This window comes from Paraburkholderia sp. Ac-20336, from assembly GCF_017105025.1.
Classification (GTDB): Bacteria; Pseudomonadota; Gammaproteobacteria; order Burkholderiales; family Burkholderiaceae; genus Paraburkholderia.
In genome coordinates this window covers 1-15,922 of sequence record NZ_JAAGPS010000062.1, presented here as the reverse complement: position 1 = coordinate 15,922, position 15,922 = coordinate 1, and the positions used below count along the sequence as shown (strand labels likewise).

Annotated in this window: 17 protein-coding genes; 13 read left to right on the top strand and 4 right to left on the bottom strand. The window is 63.0% G+C overall.

Annotated features, from left to right (window positions below):
* Positions 1–69: 69 nt before the first annotated feature.
* Positions 70–996 (top strand): CysB family HTH-type transcriptional regulator, encoded by a 927-nt coding sequence (locus GXB81_RS18350; protein WP_167038562.1) that lies wholly within the window; start codon positions 70–72, stop codon positions 994–996.
* Positions 997–1,175: 179 nt separating this feature from the next.
* Positions 1,176–2,219, top strand: a complete 1,044-nt coding sequence (locus tag GXB81_RS18345) for an asparaginase (RefSeq protein ID WP_167285179.1) — start codon at positions 1,176–1,178, stop codon at positions 2,217–2,219.
* A gap of 557 nt (positions 2,220–2,776) precedes the next feature.
* Here GXB81_RS18345 and GXB81_RS18340 read toward each other — a convergent pair.
* Together GXB81_RS18340 and hyi are read right to left on the bottom strand one after the other, a co-directional pair.
* Positions 2,777–3,688, bottom strand: coding sequence for a 2-hydroxy-3-oxopropionate reductase (locus GXB81_RS18340; RefSeq protein ID WP_205989977.1), 912 nt, complete (start codon positions 3,686–3,688; stop codon positions 2,777–2,779).
* 75 nt (positions 3,689–3,763) lie between these two features.
* Entirely contained in the window at positions 3,764–4,573 is an 810-nt protein-coding gene (hyi, locus tag GXB81_RS18335; RefSeq protein WP_167038557.1) for a hydroxypyruvate isomerase, read from the bottom strand.
* Positions 4,574–4,654: 81 nt separating this feature from the next.
* On the opposite strand from hyi, the gene GXB81_RS31780 reads away from it, so the two are divergent.
* Positions 4,655–4,777, top strand: coding sequence for a hypothetical protein (locus GXB81_RS31780; protein ID WP_275691487.1), 123 nt, complete (start codon positions 4,655–4,657; stop codon positions 4,775–4,777).
* Here the strand turns inward: GXB81_RS31780 and gcl are convergent.
* Positions 4,761–6,536 carry a glyoxylate carboligase gene (gene gcl, locus GXB81_RS18330; RefSeq protein WP_167038555.1) on the bottom strand — a complete coding sequence of 592 codons (1,776 nt, stop codon included), beginning with the start codon at positions 6,534–6,536 and terminating at the stop codon, positions 4,761–4,763. The two genes, GXB81_RS31780 and gcl, sit on opposite strands and share 17 nt — an antisense overlap.
* A gap of 213 nt (positions 6,537–6,749) precedes the next feature.
* Here gcl and GXB81_RS18325 point away from each other — a divergent pair, with 213 nt between their 5' ends.
* From GXB81_RS18325 to GXB81_RS18280, 10 genes are all read left to right on the top strand, one after another.
* Positions 6,750–7,664, top strand: coding sequence for a substrate binding domain-containing protein (locus GXB81_RS18325; protein WP_167285183.1), 915 nt, complete (start codon positions 6,750–6,752; stop codon positions 7,662–7,664).
* A gap of 341 nt (positions 7,665–8,005) precedes the next feature.
* Entirely contained in the window at positions 8,006–8,920 is a 915-nt protein-coding gene (locus tag GXB81_RS18320) for an RNA polymerase sigma factor (RefSeq protein ID WP_205989976.1), read from the top strand.
* Positions 8,910–9,968 carry a zf-HC2 domain-containing protein gene (locus tag GXB81_RS18315; RefSeq protein ID WP_205989975.1) on the top strand — a complete coding sequence of 353 codons (1,059 nt, stop codon included), beginning with the start codon at positions 8,910–8,912 and terminating at the stop codon, positions 9,966–9,968. The genes GXB81_RS18320 and GXB81_RS18315 overlap by 11 nt, the downstream gene beginning before the upstream one ends.
* A 341-nt stretch (positions 9,969–10,309) precedes the next feature.
* Positions 10,310–10,684 (top strand): 30S ribosomal protein S6, encoded by a 375-nt coding sequence (rpsF, locus tag GXB81_RS18310; RefSeq protein ID WP_167038547.1) that lies wholly within the window; start codon positions 10,310–10,312, stop codon positions 10,682–10,684.
* A 69-nt stretch (positions 10,685–10,753) separates the two neighbouring features.
* On the top strand, positions 10,754–11,053 hold the full coding sequence (priB, locus tag GXB81_RS18305; RefSeq protein WP_167038545.1) for a primosomal replication protein N: 300 nt from the start codon (positions 10,754–10,756) through the stop codon (positions 11,051–11,053).
* A gap of 2 nt (positions 11,054–11,055) precedes the next feature.
* Positions 11,056–11,331 carry a 30S ribosomal protein S18 gene (gene rpsR, locus GXB81_RS18300; RefSeq protein ID WP_167038543.1) on the top strand — a complete coding sequence of 92 codons (276 nt, stop codon included), beginning with the start codon at positions 11,056–11,058 and terminating at the stop codon, positions 11,329–11,331.
* 27 nt (positions 11,332–11,358) lie between these two features.
* Positions 11,359–11,811: a 50S ribosomal protein L9 gene (gene rplI, locus GXB81_RS18295; protein WP_167038541.1), complete on the top strand. Its 453-nt coding sequence runs from the start codon at positions 11,359–11,361 to the stop codon at positions 11,809–11,811.
* Between the two features lie 154 nt (positions 11,812–11,965).
* Positions 11,966–13,354: a replicative DNA helicase gene (locus tag GXB81_RS18290; protein ID WP_167038539.1), complete on the top strand. Its 1,389-nt coding sequence runs from the start codon at positions 11,966–11,968 to the stop codon at positions 13,352–13,354.
* A 462-nt stretch (positions 13,355–13,816) separates the two neighbouring features.
* Positions 13,817–14,335, top strand: coding sequence for a DUF2778 domain-containing protein (locus GXB81_RS18285; RefSeq protein WP_205989974.1), 519 nt, complete (start codon positions 13,817–13,819; stop codon positions 14,333–14,335).
* Positions 14,336–14,576: 241 nt separating this feature from the next.
* Complete coding sequence (locus GXB81_RS18280; RefSeq protein ID WP_205989973.1) at positions 14,577–14,900, top strand: hypothetical protein; 324 nt, start codon at positions 14,577–14,579, stop codon at positions 14,898–14,900.
* 501 nt (positions 14,901–15,401) lie between these two features.
* Here GXB81_RS18280 and GXB81_RS18275 read toward each other — a convergent pair.
* A complete protein-coding gene (locus GXB81_RS18275) occupies positions 15,402–15,662 on the bottom strand; it encodes a hypothetical protein (RefSeq protein ID WP_205989972.1) in 261 nt (86 codons plus the stop codon).
* Positions 15,663–15,922 lie beyond the last annotated feature (260 nt).

The window sequence follows — 15,922 nt, the reverse complement described above, 5'->3', positions numbered from 1 at the left end:
AAGCGGTGACTGCAAATCGGCTTCAATAACTCAACATAACTCAACTCTGGCTGAACCGGAGACACATCGATGAATTTCCAGCAATTGCGCTTCGTGCGCGAGGCCGTGCGGCAGAACATGAACCTGACCGAGGTTGCGAACGTGCTGTACACGTCGCAGTCGGGCGTGTCGAAACAGATCAAGGACCTCGAGGACGAACTCGGCGTCGACATCTTCATCCGCCGCGGCAAGCGGCTGACGGGTTTGACCGAGCCGGGCAAGGCCGTGCATCAACTGATCGAGCGGATGCTGCTCGACGCGGAGAATCTGCGCCGCGTGGCGCGTCAGTACGCGGATCAGGACAGCGGCCATCTGGTCGTGGCGACCACCCACACGCAGGCGCGCTACGCGCTGCCGAAGGTGGTCCGGCAGTTCACCTCGGTGTTCCCGAAGGTGCATCTGGCGCTGCGCCAGGGCAGCCCGCAGCAGATCGCGCAGATGATCATCAACGGCGAGGCCGACATCGGCATCTCGACCGAAGCGCTCGACCGCTTCCCCGACATCGTCACGTTCCCGTGCTATTCGTGGCATCACGTGGTGGTCGTGCCGAAGGGGCATCCGCTCGTGGGCCGCGAAAATCTGACGCTCGACGAGATCGCCGAATTCCCGATCGTCACCTACGACCAGGACTTCACGGGCCGCTCGCATATCGACCAGGCGTTCGCGAAAGCAGGTGCGTTGCCCGACGTCGTGCTGACCGCGATCGACGCCGACGTGATCAAGACCTACGTCGAACTCGGCATGGGCATCGGCGTGGTCGCGGCGATGGCCTACGATCCGAAACGCGACACCGAACTCGTCGCGCTCGACACGCAGCATCTGTTCGAGGCCAGCACGACGCGCGTCGGCTTGCGCAAGGGCGCGTTTTTGCGCGCCTACGCGTACCGGCTGATCGAAATGTTCGCGCCGCAGTTGAGCGAGGCCGATATCGCGGCGCAGTTGCGCGAGGCGGTGTGAGCGGGCGATGAAGGCGCCGGGTCCTTGAGACTGGGGTGCGTCTTCGCGGCGCCCGCGTGATGCCTTCATGATGCCCATCGCCTAATGCCCTCACGACACCCGCACGCGCTGCTCAAGCCTTGCGGGCTCCCGGTTTTCCATACATGGCGGCGGCGGGCGCATCGCTTACAATCGCCGCCATGAATACTTCCACTTCCTCTTCGCCGGTTTCTCCCGGCCACGGCGCGGCGCCGTCGCTGCCGCGCATCGCCGTGCTCGCGACCGGCGGCACGATCGCCGGCGCGGCCGCGGATGCGGCCAATACCTCGGGCTATCAGGCGGGCGTCGTCGGCGTCGAGCAGTTGCTCGCGGCAGTGCCGGCGTTGTCCGCGGTCGCGCGGATCGCACCCGAGCAGATCGCCAGCGTCGACAGCAAGGACATGGCGCTACCGCTATGGAGCACGCTGGCGCAACGCATCGACACGCTGCTCGCGAGCGAGGACGTCGACGGCGTCGTGGTCACGCACGGCACCGATACGCTCGAAGAAACCGCCTACCTGCTGCATCTGACCGTCAAGTCGGACAAGCCCGTCGTGCTGACCGCGGCGATGCGGCCGGCCTCGGCGTTGTCGGCCGATGGTCCGCTGAATCTGCTGAATGCCGTGACGGTGGCCGGGCATGCGTCGGCGCGCGGGCAGGGCGTGCTGGTGGTGTTCAACAACCGCATTCATAGTGCGCGCGACGTCGTCAAGACGAGCACCTATGCGGTCGACGCGTTCCAGTCGCCGGAGATCGGCGCGCTGGGCTGGGTGCAGGACGGCCGCGTCGAATTTCAGCGCGGCGTGGTGCGCGCGCATACGCTCGCGAGCGAATTCGCGAGCGGCGCGCAGTGGCCGCATGTGGAGATCGTCGCGAGCTATGCGGGCGTCTCGCGGCTTGCCGTCGATGCGCTCGTCGCGGCCGGTGTGCGCGGCATCGTCGTGGCGGGCACGGGCAATGGCTCGATCCATCAGACGCTGCAGCAGGCGCTGGCCGAGGCGGTGACGCGCGGCGTCGCGGTGGTGCGCGCGTCGCGCGTCGGCTCGGGCCACGTGATGCGCAACGGCGCGGCCGCCGACGACGCGCTCGGTTTCGTCAGCGCAGGTTCGCTGAATCCGTACAAGGCGCGGGTGCTGCTGATGCTGGCGCTGGGCGCGGGCCATACGGCGCCGGCCGCGCTGCAGAAGGTGTTCGATACGTATTGATTGACGGCCCGGCGGTGTGAGCCGATGCGAGCCAGTATGAGCGCCGATCAGGCGTCGGATCGGCAACGCGCGCCGCCTGCAGCGATGTGACGACGGTTCCAGCGGATGGTCGCTCGACCCGAAGTAGAGTCCAGGATCGTGATTCCTGTCGTCAACGCGGCGTTTGGCAGAGCGCGGGAAACCCGCTCAAAGAATCGCCACGACAACCGATCCGACAGCCGGACACCCGACGACGACGTCTGACCGACCAAGGCTTCCCCGCCTTCGCCGGGTGCCGCTGCGGACCCCACTTGCCGCTCTCAGCCCAGAGCGGCACGATTTGCCCGTTGCGCCGCGCGGACAGCCGAAGCTGCCGCGCGACCAACAGGCGCCCCACCTGTGCTTGCCGTGACGCCGCCCGCCGATGCCGGGCTGCGGGCCATGGCGGCGGGCCGAAGTCGGCCGCGATTGGTAACCGTCATTGGCAACCGTCGTCGGCAACCGGCAATAGCCACGAATAGCCGGCAATAAATAGCCAGCAACAACCGCCGGCAAGCTCAACCGCGAAAACCGGAACCTCAGGCCGCCTTCGCTTCCTCACCGCCCGGCGCCTGCGCGACCTCATGGTTCGCCATGATTTCGAGGGCGCGCACCATCGCCGAGTGATCCCACGCCTTGCCGCCGTTCGCCGCGCACACGCTGAACAGTTGCTGCGCGCTCGCGGTATGCGGCAGCGCGATACCGAGCTTGCGCGCGCCGTCGAGCGCGAGGTTCAGGTCCTTCTGATGCAGCTCGATGCGAAAGCCCGGGTTGAAGGTGCGCTTCGTCATGCGCTCGCCGTGCACTTCGAGAATCCGCGACGACGCGAAGCCGCCCATCAGCGCGCGGCGCACGCGTTCCGGATCGGCGCCCGAGCGCGACGCGAACAGCAGCGCTTCGGCCACCGCCTCGATGTTCAGCGCGACGATGATCTGGTTCGCGACCTTGCAGGTCTGGCCCGCGCCGTTCTCGCCGATCAGCGAGATGTTCCTGCCCATCAGCTCGAACAGCGGTTTCGCCAGCGCAAAGGCTTGCTCGGGACCGCCGACCATGATCGTCAGCGTCGCGTCGCGCGCGCCGATTTCGCCGCCGGATACCGGCGCGTCGAGATAGTCGGCACCGAGCGCGTTGATCTTCTTCGCGAATACCTGCGTGTCGAGCGGCGAGATCGAGCTCATGTCGATCACGAGCTTGCCTCGCGTGAGGCCGGCGGCGACGCCGTCGTCGGCGAACAGCACGTTGGCGACGTCGGGCGTGTCCGGCACCATGATGATGACGATGTCGGCGGCCTGCGCGACGGCGGTCGAACTGGCGGCCACGCTGGCCGTTTTCGCGATGTCGTCCGGCACCGGATACGCGCCGTTCACGAACAGCGAGTGGCCGCCCTTGATGAGGTTGCGCGCCATGTGCGCGCCCATAATGCCGAGGCCGATGAAACCGATCTTTGCCATGTGTCTGAATCTCCAGGGTGATAGGGAGGCGTGCGTCAGGCCGCTTCAGGGGACCATGAGGAAACCGAAGCAGGCTCAGGCCGCCGCGTGCGCCGCGCCGCGCGATTGACCGGCCACGCTGTGCAGCCAGCCGAGGCCGGCCTCGGTCGTCGCACGCGGCTTGTATTCGCAGCCGACATAACCGTCGTAGCCGAGCGAGTCGAGCCGCGCGAACAGATACGGGTAGTTGATTTCGCCGCTGCCCGGTTCGTGCCGCCCGGGGTTGTCGGCAAGCTGGATGTGCGCGATCTGCGCGAGGTTCTTTTCGATCGTCGCGGCGAGTTCGCCTTCCATCCGTTGCATGTGATAGATGTCGTATTGCAGGAACAGATTGTCCGAGCCGACCTCGCGAATCACGTCGAGCCCGTCGCGCGAACGGTTCAGCGCGAAGCCCGGAATGTCGTACGAGTTGCACGGCTCGACGAGCAGGCGGATGCCGGCTTTCTTCAGTTCGGCCGCGGCAAAGCGCAGGTTCCCGACGATCGTCGCGCGCGCGGTGTCGGCATCGATGCCCGTGCCCGGAATGCCGACGAGGCAGTTCAGTTGCGGCACCTTCAATGCGCTGGCGTACTCGATCGCGCGGTTGACGCCTTCCCGAAACTCGCCGACCCGATCGGGCAGGCACGCGATGCCGCGTTCGCCGGCGTCCCAGTTGCCCGCGGGCAGGTTGTGCAGCACGAGCTTCAGGCGGTTCTGCTGCAGACGGTCGCTCAAATCGGCGATCGAATACGGATACGGAAACAGGAATTCGACGGCATGAAAGCCGGCGTTGGCCGCGGCCGCGAAACGGTCGAGGAACGGCACTTCGTTGAACAGCATCGTCAGATTCGCTGCAAATTTCGGCATGGTGCGTGTGTCTCTCTGGTCGGTCAGGGCGGTCAGGGGAATCGCGCGCGCGGTTCTCGCGCGGCGAGGGCGGGGCGTTTCATGCGAACGACCCCGGCCCTCGCGCGCGGCATGCATCGCGTGCGCTACAGCTACGGCGGTGACGGCGGCCGCCGCGAGCGCGGCCGGCTCAAACTCAGGCCCGGTCTCAGTCCAGCAGGCTGATCGCGGTCGGTGCGTCCTCGTGCCTTTCGGCCAGTTCCTCGAACTCGTTGATCGCGTCGATCTCGGTGCCCATCGAGATATTGGTCACGCGTTCGAGAATCACTTCGACGATCACTGGCACGTTGAACTCGCCGAGCATCGACTGCGCCTTCTCCAGCGCCGGTTTCAGCTCTTCGGGCTTGAACACGCGAATCGCCTTGCAGCCGAGACCTTCGGCCACCGCCACGTGATCGACGCCATAGCCGTTCGTCTCCGGCGAATTGATGTTCTCGAAGCCGAGCTGCACGCAGTAGTCCATCTCGAACGCGCGCTGCGCCTGGCGGATCAACCCGAGATACGAGTTGTTCACGACCACATGCACGTACGGCAGCTTGAATTGCGCGCCGGCCGCGAGTTCCTCGATCATGAACTGGAAGTCGTAGTCGCCCGAGAGTGCGACGATCGGCCGTTGCGGATCGGCCGCGCGCACGCCGAGCGCCGCCGGAATCGTCCAGCCGAGCGGGCCGGCCTGGCCGCAGTTGATCCAGTTGCGCGCCTTGTAGACGTGCAGGAATTGCGCCGCGGCGATCTGCGACAAACCGATCGTGCTCACGTAGCAGGTATCGCGGCCGAACACCTGGTTCATCTCTTCGTAGACGCGCTGCGGCTTCATCGGCACGTTGTCGAAGTGCGTCTTGCGCAGCATCGTGCGCTTGCGCTCCTGGCAATCGGCAACCCATGCGCTGCGGTCCTTGAGCTTGCCCGCGGCCTTCCACTCGCCCGCCACGTCGACGAATAGTTCGAGCGCGGCCTTCGCGTCCGAGACGATGCCGAGATCGGGGCCGAACACGCGGCCGATCTGCGTCGGTTCGATATCGACGTGCACGAACTTGCGGCCCTTCGTATAGACGTCGACGCTGCCGGTGTGGCGGTTGGCCCAGCGGTTGCCGATGCCGAGCACGAAGTCGGAGGCGAGCATCGTCGCGTTGCCGTAGCGGTGCGAGGTCTGCAGACCGACCATGCCGGCCATCAACGGATGGTCGTCGGGAATCGCGCCCCACGACATCAGCGTCGGGATCACCGGCACGCCGACCGTTTCGGCGAACTTCACGAGCAGGTCTTCGGCCACGGCGTTCAGCACGCCGCCGCCCGAGACGATCAGCGGTTTGTCGGCCTCGTTGAGCAGCGCGAGCGCGGCTTCGATCTGTTTTCTCGTCGCCTTCGGCTTGTAGACAGGCAGCGGTTCGTACGTGTCGATGTCGAATTCGATTTCGGCGAGCTGCACGTCGATCGGCAGATCGACCAGCACCGGGCCCGGACGGCCCGAGCGCATCAGATGGAACGCCTGCTGGAACACGCGCGGCACCAGCGCCGGCTCGCGCACGGTCACGGCCCACTTGGTGACGGGCTTGGCAATCGATTCGATATCGACCGCCTGGAAGTCTTCCTTGTAGAGACGCGCGCGCGGCGCCTGGCCTGTGATAGCCAGAATAGGAATCGAGTCGGCCTGGGCGGAGTACAAACCGGTGATCATGTCGGTGCCAGCAGGCCCCGAGGTGCCGATGCACACGCCGATGTTGCCCGGCCGGGCGCGCGTGTAGCCTTCGGCCATGTGCGAGGCGCCCTCGACGTGGCGCGCAAGCACGTGGCTGATGCCGCCGGCTTTGCGCATCGCCGAGTAGAACGGGTTGATCGCGGCGCCCGGCACGCCGAACGCGGTATCGATACCTTCTTTTTCGAGCACCAGCACGGCGGCGTCGACGGCTCTCATTTTGGCCATGAATGTCTCCTCAATGTCTGGAAATGGGCAAACCAAAATCTGTTGAGATGCACTTTAGGCCTGACCTAAAGGTTTGATAAGATCAGTTCGGGTCGCTTATTCCGAAACAAAAAGTATTGAATGGCGTGAAGTCCGACGGAGGGCCGGCGACAGCCGGCAGCAACCGGGCGGCAGACAGGTGGAAAACGGGTAGGAGACGGGTAGGAGACAGGCATGGACCGCTTCAAACAGATCGAAACCTTCGTGCGCGTCGCCGATGCGGGCAGTCTCGCGGCGGCGGCGCTCGAAGAGGGCGTGTCGCCGGTGATTCTCGGTCGCCGCATCGACGCGCTCGAAAAGCGCCTCGGCGTGAAGCTGATGTACCGCACGACGCGGCGGCTCGTGGTCAGCGAGGACGGCGCCGCGTTTCTCGAACGCTGCCGGGGCCTCCTCAGCGAATGGGATCAGGCCGAAAACGAACTGAGCGCGGGGCGCCGCGCGGTGAACGGCCATCTGATCGTGTCGGCGCCGGCCGCGTTCGGCCGCAAGCACGTCGCGCCGCTCGCGCCGGCGTTTCTCGCCGGCAAGCCCGAGTTGCAGATGTCGTTCAACCTGACCGACCGGGTCGTCGATCTGGTGCGCGAGGGCTACGACCTGTCGATCCGCATCGGCGGCACGGTCGATCCGAATTTCGTCGCGGTGAAGCTCGCCTCGAACCGGCGTGTGGTGTGCGGCACGCCCGAGTATTTCCGCCGTCACGGCAAGCCGAAGACGCTCGAAGACCTGCCGGCCCACAACTGCCTCGCGTTCAATCTGCAAGGCGGGCAGAACCGCGGCTGGTATTTCCGCCGCAACGGCAAGCTCGCGACGGTGCGCGTCGGCGGCACGCTCGATTGCAACGACGGCGAACTGCTGCACCGCTGGGTCTCGGAAGGGCTCGGGCTCGGCTGGCGCTCCACCTGGGAAATCCAGCAGCAGCTCGCGCGCGGCGAACTCGAAACCGTGCTCGACGAGTACGCGCTGCCCGATTACGACATCCTCGCGGTCTATCCGCAGCAGCGCTACGTGCCGGCACGCGTGCGCTATTTCATCGACTACCTGAAGGACGTGTACGCGAGCGACGACTATTGGAACCGGCCGTCTTACTAGCCTGCCAGCGCGCCGCGCCGGTCTTTTTGCGAATTTGTGCCATGGGGCGGGAATAAACTCGGCGTGCGGCGGGTTATGCGATGAAAGGGGCGTCGTGAGGCACGGCGAAGCGCATGCGGTTTTGGCTGTTGCGGGAGCGGCGGGGCGTGGTTTGGTCGCGTGGCCTGGTCGTACGGCTTTGCCGTATGACGCCGCGCGAGCCGTGCGGTTCGGCGCGCAGCGATAAGCGCGCCAGTCGCACCGGAGCGCGCTCCAGCCGAGGCCCGTTCGCGACCCCGGCGCGCCCCTGTCGCACCCCAATCGCACGACCTACGCAGCCGCAATGCCCTTGGAGGGCCCACGTGGTCCAGACCGATCCAGACTCCGCCCGCGCGCGCGGCGCAGCCGATGCCGATGTCGGCGCCGACACCGATGCCCATACCGTGCGAAGCCGTCGCTTCGAGCAGTTGGCGCTACCGCATCTCGACGCCGCGTACAACCTCGCGCGCTGGCTGTGCGGCAACGCCCACGATGCCGAGGACGTCGTGCAGGAAGCGTTCATGCGCGCGTTCCGTTTTTTCGATACGTTTCGCGGCGATTCCGCACGGCCGTGGCTGCTCGCGATCGTGCGCCGCACCTGGTACACGGAATGGCGGCGGCGTGCGCCGTCGCACGAGATGCTCGAATTCGACGAAACAATGGACGACGCGACTTTCGACGGCTGGAGCGCGGGCGGCGACGATCCGCAAACCCTGCTGATCCGCGACGAGGATACGAGGCAGGTGCATGACGCGCTCGCGCGTCTGCCGGTCGAGTATCGCGAGGTGCTGATTCTGCGCGAACTCGAGGAGATGGGGTATCGCGAGATCGCGCTCGTTGCCGACGTGCCGATCGGCACGGTGATGTCGCGGCTCGCACGCGGCCGGCGCAAGCTAGCCGAGATGTTGAGGGGGGAGCGGGGCGCGGTGCGCAGGGATACGCGGAGTGCGCCGGACACGCGCGAGCCCGCGCGGTGTTCTGAACTCATGGGGGGCGAGCCGGGGGGCGAGCCGGGCAACGCCGCCGGTTTGACTGCCGATGCGGGAGCGCCGCCGTTCGCAATACCAGACGATCCGCATGCGCAGTCCACGCGCACGGGACGAGACGGCGAGGAGCGCGCCACATCGTTCACGCCGCGCGCGACGGTTGCACAGCTCCGGGCGTTCGTGGACGGCCGGCCCCTCGAGATTCCCGGCACGGCCGCGGACCCAGCTCAGGAGACGCCGGATGAACTGTAACGAAGCACGGCCGCTCCTCGATGCGAATGCCGATCACGAATTGCCGGCGCCCGATGCGCGCCGGGTCCAGCAGCATATCGAGAGCTGCGACGATTGCCGGCGCGCGAGTGAAAACCTGCGCGCGTTGCGGGGAGCGTTGCGCGCGGCGCCGTATCATCGGGCGCCATCGTCGCTGCGGGCGCGGATTGTCGCCGGCTTGCCGGCTGCGCTCGATGAGGGGCGCGGGGTGGCGGATCGGGTTGAGGCTGGGGCGCAGATGGGTGAAGGCATGCCGGCTGACGGGGCGGCTAATGCGCCCAATGCGCCCAATGCGGCGAAGGAACCTCGACGTCGGCGGGGCGTGGCGTGGTGGTCCGCGTGGCTCGATGGGTTGCTCGGTTCCGCCGGCTCAGGTGGTCGAGGCCATACCGGAGGTTGGAGTGGCCCAGGCGGTTCGGGTAGCGCAGACGGCTGGGGCGGCTTCGGTCGTCCCGCCACTGCAGGCGGCGTGAACCGCGTGGCCGTGCGCGGCGGGCTCGTCGCGCTCGCCATTGCGTTGTGTGCGGCCGCGGCGATCCTCACGCTGAATCTGCACCGTCCCGCCGACGCCCAATTCTCGCCGTTCATCGACGAACTCGTGGAAAGCCATGTCCGGGCACAGGTATCGGGCCGCGACATCGACGTGATTTCGACGGACCGGCATACGGTCAAGCCGTGGTTCAACGGTCGGCTCGATTATTCGCCGCCGGTCGAGGATCTCGCCGCGAGCGGTTTTGCGCTCGAAGGCGGCCGCCTCGATTACATCGCGCATCAGCGGGTCGCGGTGCTCGTGTACCGCTATCGCAAGCACGTGATCGACGTGTATGTGTTCCCGCAAGGCGCCGCGCGCGGGGCCGACGGCGCGATGGCTGCGGTGCTCGGCCACGACGGCTATTCGATCGCGCACTGGGACGCGCAAGGCATGACCTGGTGGGCGATCTCCGATGCCGCGCCCGACGCGCTGAGCGGCCTCGAAGCCGCGCTGAAGGCGCGCTTGCAGAGCGGCAGCGAGAGCACGGAGGCCGGTTAGGGGGCCACGGCGGGGAGACGCAGAAGCCGGCAAAAGAGGGCGCGCCCGGGCGAATTTTGCCGAGGAGGCAAGCGTTCGGTTCTCACCGCGCAGGCCGCCGGCCCCGCCGTCTGCGCAGTGGCGCCTGGCATCGCACCGAGCCACTCCGCCACGATGTTTTTCACCCACGCCTCTCGGTCAACCCTCCTAAGCTCTTGAAAACACTCCCGATTCGCTTGCCGAATCGGCGGAATATCTTGCAACCCGGCCCCATTCTGGTTATACTCTTTGGCTTCTCACTTGCCGCACCGGTTCCGACGCCCGGGCGGCTTCAATCCAAAAGTCAGCACAAGGAGTGTGTAATGCGTCATTACGAAATCGTCTTTATCGTGCATCCCGATCAAAGCGAGCAGGTGCCCGCCATGATCGAGCGTTACAAGGGCACGATCACGTCGCACGGTGGTCAGGTCCACCGCGTCGAAGACTGGGGCCGTCGTCAACTGGCCTACATGATCGAGAAACTCGCGAAGGCTCACTACGTCTGCATGAACATCGAATGCGACCAGACCACGCTCGACGAGCTGGAACATGCGTTCAAGTTCAACGACGCCGTTCTGCGTCACCTTATCGTCAAGATGAAGAAGGCTGAAACCAGCCCGTCGCCGATGATGAAGGAAGTGCAGCGCGAAGAAGCCAAGAAGTCGGCAGCCGCTCAGCCGACCGAAGCGCAGGCTTAAGACACACTATTTAAGCTACCAGACCCCAGCGTCGCTGTCGCTCACGTACACGAAGGCATACCCAGGTACATGAACCGGCTGCAACTCACGGCGAGCGTCGTCGAACGCGAACCGGTGCGGTATACCCCCGCCGGCGTTCCGATTGCCAGCTGCACGTTGCATCACCGCACGGAAGTCGTCGAAGCGGGCATTGCCCGCCAGGTCGAACTGACCATGCAGGCGGTGGCCGCGGGCGAAGCGAGCGGTCAGCTCGAAAGCTGCCAGATGGGCGTGGAAACGCTCTTCACCGGCTTTCTGGCCAAGAAGCACCGCAACGCAAGAACTCTGGTATTTCATATCACAGCATTGCAGGACATTGGAAAGGACTAATCATGCCCCGCCCGACTGGTAAGAAATTCGACAAGCGTCGTCAGCAACAGAACCCGCTCTTCAAGCGCAAGAAGTTCTGCCGTTTCACGGCTGCTGGCGTCGAAAACATCGACTACAAAGACATCGAAACGCTGAAGGACTTCATCGGCGAAAACGGCAAGATCACGCCGGCGCGTCTCACGGGTACCAAGGCTCACTATCAACGCCAGCTGGACACGGCTATCAAGCGCGCGCGTTTCCTCGCGCTGATGCCGTACACCGACCAGCACAAGGCCTAACCCGACGACGCGATAAGGAGCATCCGAATGCAAATCATTCTTCTGGAAAAAGTCGTCAATCTGGGCAACCTCGGCGACATCGTGAAGGTTAAGGACGGTTACGCACGTAACTTCCTGATCCCGAACAAGAAAGCCCGTCGTGCAACGAAGGAAGCGCTGGCCGAATTCGAAGTGCGTCGCGCGGAACTCGAAAAGATCGCCGCTGAAAAGCTGGCTGCCGCTCAGGCTCAAGGCGAGAAGCTGGCTGGCTCGACGGTTCAGATCAATCAGAAGGCTGGTGTCGACGGCCGTCTGTTCGGTTCGGTGACCAACGCCGACGTGGCCGAAGCACTGGCCAAGCAAGGCTTCGCAGTGGAAAAGGCGCAAGTGCGTCTGCCGGAAGGCCCGCTGAAGATGGTTGGCGAGCACGCTGTCCAGGTTTCGCTGCACACCGACGTTCTCGTCGATGTGACGGTGGCCGTGATCGGCGAGCACGTCTAAGCATCATGTAGGATCAGCCAGGACGTTGCTGGCGAAAAGCAGGGGCCGGGTGACCGGCCCCTGCTTTTTTTATGCCGGTTTTTATACCGACTCTTTCCGTTCCGTCTGTTTTTCCGCTCGCCGCAACCGGCGGATTGCCCGATAATTCCACCCCATGAACGCACCGTCGAAAGATCCCCAACTCGAGTCGCTGAAAGTCCCGCCGCATTCGATCGAGGCCGAGCAATCGGTGCTGGGCGGGCTGCTGCTCGATAACGCGGCGTGGGACCGCATCGCCGACTTCCTCGCGCAAAGCGACTTCTACCGCTACGACCACCGCATCATCTTCGAACATATCGGCAAGCTGATCGCGGCCACGCGTCCGGCCGACGTGATTACCGTGTACGAAGCGCTCGGCACCTCGGGCAAGGCGGAGGAGGTCGGCGGTCTCGCCTATCTGAACGCGCTCGCGCAGAACACACCGAGCGCGGCCAATATTCGCCGCTATGCGGAAATCGTGCGCGATCGCGCGGTGCTGCGCCGGCTCGTGTCGGTCGCTGACGAAATCTCCGCCGACGCGTTCAACCCGCAAGGCAAGGAAGTCCGGCAACTGCTGGACGAAGCCGAATCGAAGGTGTTTTCGATCGCCGAAGACGGCGCGCGCGGCACGCAGGGCTTCCTCGAAATCGGGCCGTTGCTGACTGAAGTGGTCGAGCGGATCGACACGCTCTATCACACCGCCAATCCGAGCGACGTGACCGGTACGCCAACCGGCTTCGTCGATCTGGACCGCATGACTTCGGGCATGCACGGCGGCGAATTGATCATCGTCGCGGGTCGTCCGTCGATGGGTAAGACGGCGTTTTCGATGAACATCGGCGAATACGTCGCCGTGGAGTACGGGCTGCCGGTTGCGGTGTTCTCGATGGAAATGCCGGGCACGCAGCTCACGATGCGTATGCTCGGCTCGGTCGGCCGGCTCGACCAGCACCGCATGCGAACTGGGCGTCTGACCGACGAGGATTGGCCGAAGCTCACGCACGCGGTGCAGAAAATGAGCGAGGCGCAGATTTTCATCGACGAAACCGGCGGCCTGAACCCGATGGAGCTGCGCTCGCGCGCGCGCCGGCTTTCGCGCCAGTGCGGCAAGCTCGGCCTCATCATCATCGACTATTTGCAGTTGATGAGCGGCTCGTCGTCCGGCGAAAACCGGGCGACCGAAATCTCGGAAATCTCGCGTTCGCTGAAGAGCCTCGCGAAAGAACTCGACGTACCCGTGATCGCCTTGTCGCAGCTGAACCGCGGTCTCGAACAGCGCCCGAACAAGCGGCCGATCATGTCGGACCTGCGTGAATCGGGCGCTATCGAACAGGACGCGGACGTGATCCTGTTCATTTACCGCGACGAGGTGTACAACCCCGACAGCCCCGACAAGGGCACCGCGGAGATCATCATCGGCAAGCAGCGTAACGGTCCGATCGGTCCCGTTCGGCTCACGTTCCACGGCCAATACACGAAATTCGACAACTTTGCCGGTGCGCAGAATTTCTACGGCGGCGAGTGACGCGCACCCGGCGCCGTTGTTGTAACGGCGCCGTCATAAAGTGCGGCATTGGTGACACAACGGTACAATATGGCGGTTTTATGTCAGCCATTACGTGACCAATTTTCGGGATCCCAATGTTCGGTCGTTTCATGCCCACCGAGGGCAAATGAGCCGAAAAAAGAACGCGTTGTAGGAAGCTACAGCGCGTTTTTTCATTTCTAAGACCTTGAAAAGTCTAAGAAAGTGGCGAAAAGTGAAATAGAATCGCTCCTATTGCGTTTTTCTGTTTTCCGTACTTTTCCATGCTGGCCTGGTATCCTGCTGCTTCTACAAGGCAATCGGACAATTCTGAAAAGTAGCGGGCCACAGAAAAGCCTCTAACCCCACACAGATCGATAGCACGGATTAAGAATCGTCTGATTGCCCGCTGCCCGTCCTTGCCACTACCGTGGGCGTTTCACCAACGGGAATAGTTGAATAATGGCTCTTACTGGCAAGTTTGTAGTAGATAACCAGGAAATGTGTAAGCTCGATATTATTGGGATCGGCACCTTTAGAGCATATTCTGGAAACAAGCAATACATGAATCGCGGCGGCTGTACGGATGTTCCAAAGAACGGACCGATTCCGGCCGGCAAGTATTGGATCGTAGATCGTCCCAAGGGCGGATTCAGATCGCAGGCGTGGACTACATTAAAAGATGTCGCTGTATCCTCGATATGGACACCTGTAGACCATCGCGAATGGTTCGGGCTCTATCGCGATGATGGTGCGATTGATGACGTGACGTGGGTAAATGGTGTAGAGAGGGGGAATTTCCGATTGCATCCGGCAGGTGGGTTAGGTGTTTCGCTCGGATGCATTACTATGCCAAGCCATGTCGATTTTTCGATTATTCGGAGTGCCTTGCTACGTACCGAAACTATCCCCGTCCGTAATTCAGGGCTTCATGCATATGGAACAATTGAGGTAGTGACCTATGGCAACACTTGCCCGTAGGCTTTTCAAGGTTGCTCTATTCTGCGTGCTGTTCCGCATCTCATTGGCCTACGTTCACCCGCCCCCACCGACTGAAAGCGATAGGGTTGCATGGTTGAACGCGGCAAATCAGCTTGGAATTAGCGACCCCGACGACCTATTCGTACCACTTCTCTTAATAGTCAATCTGTTCGTTGCCGCATTGCTCTATATGGCGATCATGAAGCTATGGCGGTGGTATCGCTCGAAATAGAGCCGCGTTATGCAAAAGCCCGCATTGTGCGGGCTTCGTCATTTACAGATGCGTGAAGAGCTTTCGACAGGCTCGAAGGAAGTCAACGATCCAGCCGGGTTCGCGTCGCTGACGCTCGAAGAACTTCCGAGCGGAAATCCGCCACTCTTTGAACAGTTCCTTCGCGATTGTCCACGCGATAATCAAGCAAATGAACCAGAAGAGGGGCCACCCGCTACGGTGGTGTCCGTAGTAGTGCCATCCGCGCGCCTGGGCAAGCATCGGCAACACCAGCATCGCGAGCGCGCAAAGTCTTTTCATCGTTACCCCGTTCATTTACCACTTGGCGAGTAATCCGCCCAATTGTTCGATTCGCTTCAGAATGCGTTCCGCGTATTCGTCCGCAGCTACAGCGCCGTCATACTTCGGTGCCGTGCGATAGTCGCGAAGACGTAACCCAGATTGAAGCGAAGCCGGGTTTGGAACCAGCGAAACCGAAAAATAGTCTAGAAAAGTGTTTCGCTAATCGCGGAAAGCTCCGCTCAGCTTGGAACGGCAGGGCGCGAAGCCCATATGCCAACGTTCCGAAAAGGTCTATAAAATTGTTGGACGGTGCAATGCCGGTCAACGCTTCCGCGCGCCGTGAAAAGATTTTCACGGCAGGGCCGGAGGCTGGCGAGTAATCGCTAATTTCATGGTGATGGGTAATCACGCCCGGTTAGAGGAAATCTCCCCATGAAAGCATTAACCGATATTCTGGCATTCGTCTTGACCGTTCTTTCACTTGCCAACGTTGGCGGGTTGATCCTGAAACGGCGGACAAGAAAAAAACCGCTCAAGGCGGGTTCGTGACGCTTACCGCTTGCGCTTGAGCGGATGACCGTCAGGCAGTCCCGCATTGAAGGCGGCGGCAATGAAATTGAAACCCGTGCTTTCTTCTTCCGGTTCCGGCGTTGTCGTATGGCCTATCGCCTTCGCGAACGCTGAAAAGAAGTTCATCGTTTCTTCGCCGCCGTCCTTTGCCTTGCGTTCGGCCAGTTCGCGCTTCTTCTGTTCCAGATATGGCGTCGATTGCGACCCTTGCGGCTTCGACGTGGTTTCGAGAATCAACGTCATAACGTCTTCGTTCGCACCTTGGACGAACTCCGAAATCTTCAGCCAAGGCACGTTACCGCGCGACGTGAGCGAATGACCGCAGTAATCCAGCAGCGCGAGACGGAAGGTATTCGCTTCGCGCTGCACTAAGAACCCTTATGTGGACGCCTCCCGGATTGCAAGCTGGTTTGCATTTCTGGTCTACAGGTAAAGGCAGCACGCTTATGTCCGGCCCGTTGATGCAGGCCGGTCGACCTGCTGGCCCATATGGAATTCGCTGA

Bases quoted from the DNA above. Each gene is read 5' to 3' on its own strand.
- GXB81_RS18350 (WP_167038562.1), top strand. From the start codon at position 70: ATGAATTTCCAGCAATTGCGCTTCGTGCGCGAGGCCGTGCGGCAGAAC.
- GXB81_RS18345 (WP_167285179.1), top strand. From the start codon at position 1,176: ATGAATACTTCCACTTCCTCTTCGCCGGTTTCTCCCGGCCACGGCGCG.
- GXB81_RS18340 (WP_205989977.1), bottom strand. From the start codon at position 3,688: ATGGCAAAGATCGGTTTCATCGGCCTCGGCATTATGGGCGCGCACATG.
- hyi (WP_167038557.1), bottom strand. From the start codon at position 4,573: ATGCCGAAATTTGCAGCGAATCTGACGATGCTGTTCAACGAAGTGCCG.
- GXB81_RS31780 (WP_275691487.1), top strand. From the start codon at position 4,655: ATGCGAACGACCCCGGCCCTCGCGCGCGGCATGCATCGCGTGCGCTAC.
- gcl (WP_167038555.1), bottom strand. From the start codon at position 6,536: ATGGCCAAAATGAGAGCCGTCGACGCCGCCGTGCTGGTGCTCGAAAAA.
- GXB81_RS18325 (WP_167285183.1), top strand. From the start codon at position 6,750: ATGGACCGCTTCAAACAGATCGAAACCTTCGTGCGCGTCGCCGATGCG.
- GXB81_RS18315 (WP_205989975.1), top strand. From the start codon at position 8,910: ATGAACTGTAACGAAGCACGGCCGCTCCTCGATGCGAATGCCGATCAC.
- rpsF (WP_167038547.1), top strand. From the start codon at position 10,310: ATGCGTCATTACGAAATCGTCTTTATCGTGCATCCCGATCAAAGCGAG.
- priB (WP_167038545.1), top strand. From the start codon at position 10,754: ATGAACCGGCTGCAACTCACGGCGAGCGTCGTCGAACGCGAACCGGTG.
- rpsR (WP_167038543.1), top strand. From the start codon at position 11,056: ATGCCCCGCCCGACTGGTAAGAAATTCGACAAGCGTCGTCAGCAACAG.
- rplI (WP_167038541.1), top strand. From the start codon at position 11,359: ATGCAAATCATTCTTCTGGAAAAAGTCGTCAATCTGGGCAACCTCGGC.
- GXB81_RS18290 (WP_167038539.1), top strand. From the start codon at position 11,966: ATGAACGCACCGTCGAAAGATCCCCAACTCGAGTCGCTGAAAGTCCCG.
- GXB81_RS18285 (WP_205989974.1), top strand. From the start codon at position 13,817: ATGGCTCTTACTGGCAAGTTTGTAGTAGATAACCAGGAAATGTGTAAG.
- GXB81_RS18280 (WP_205989973.1), top strand. From the start codon at position 14,577: ATGCAAAAGCCCGCATTGTGCGGGCTTCGTCATTTACAGATGCGTGAA.
- GXB81_RS18275 (WP_205989972.1), bottom strand. From the start codon at position 15,662: ATGACGTTGATTCTCGAAACCACGTCGAAGCCGCAAGGGTCGCAATCG.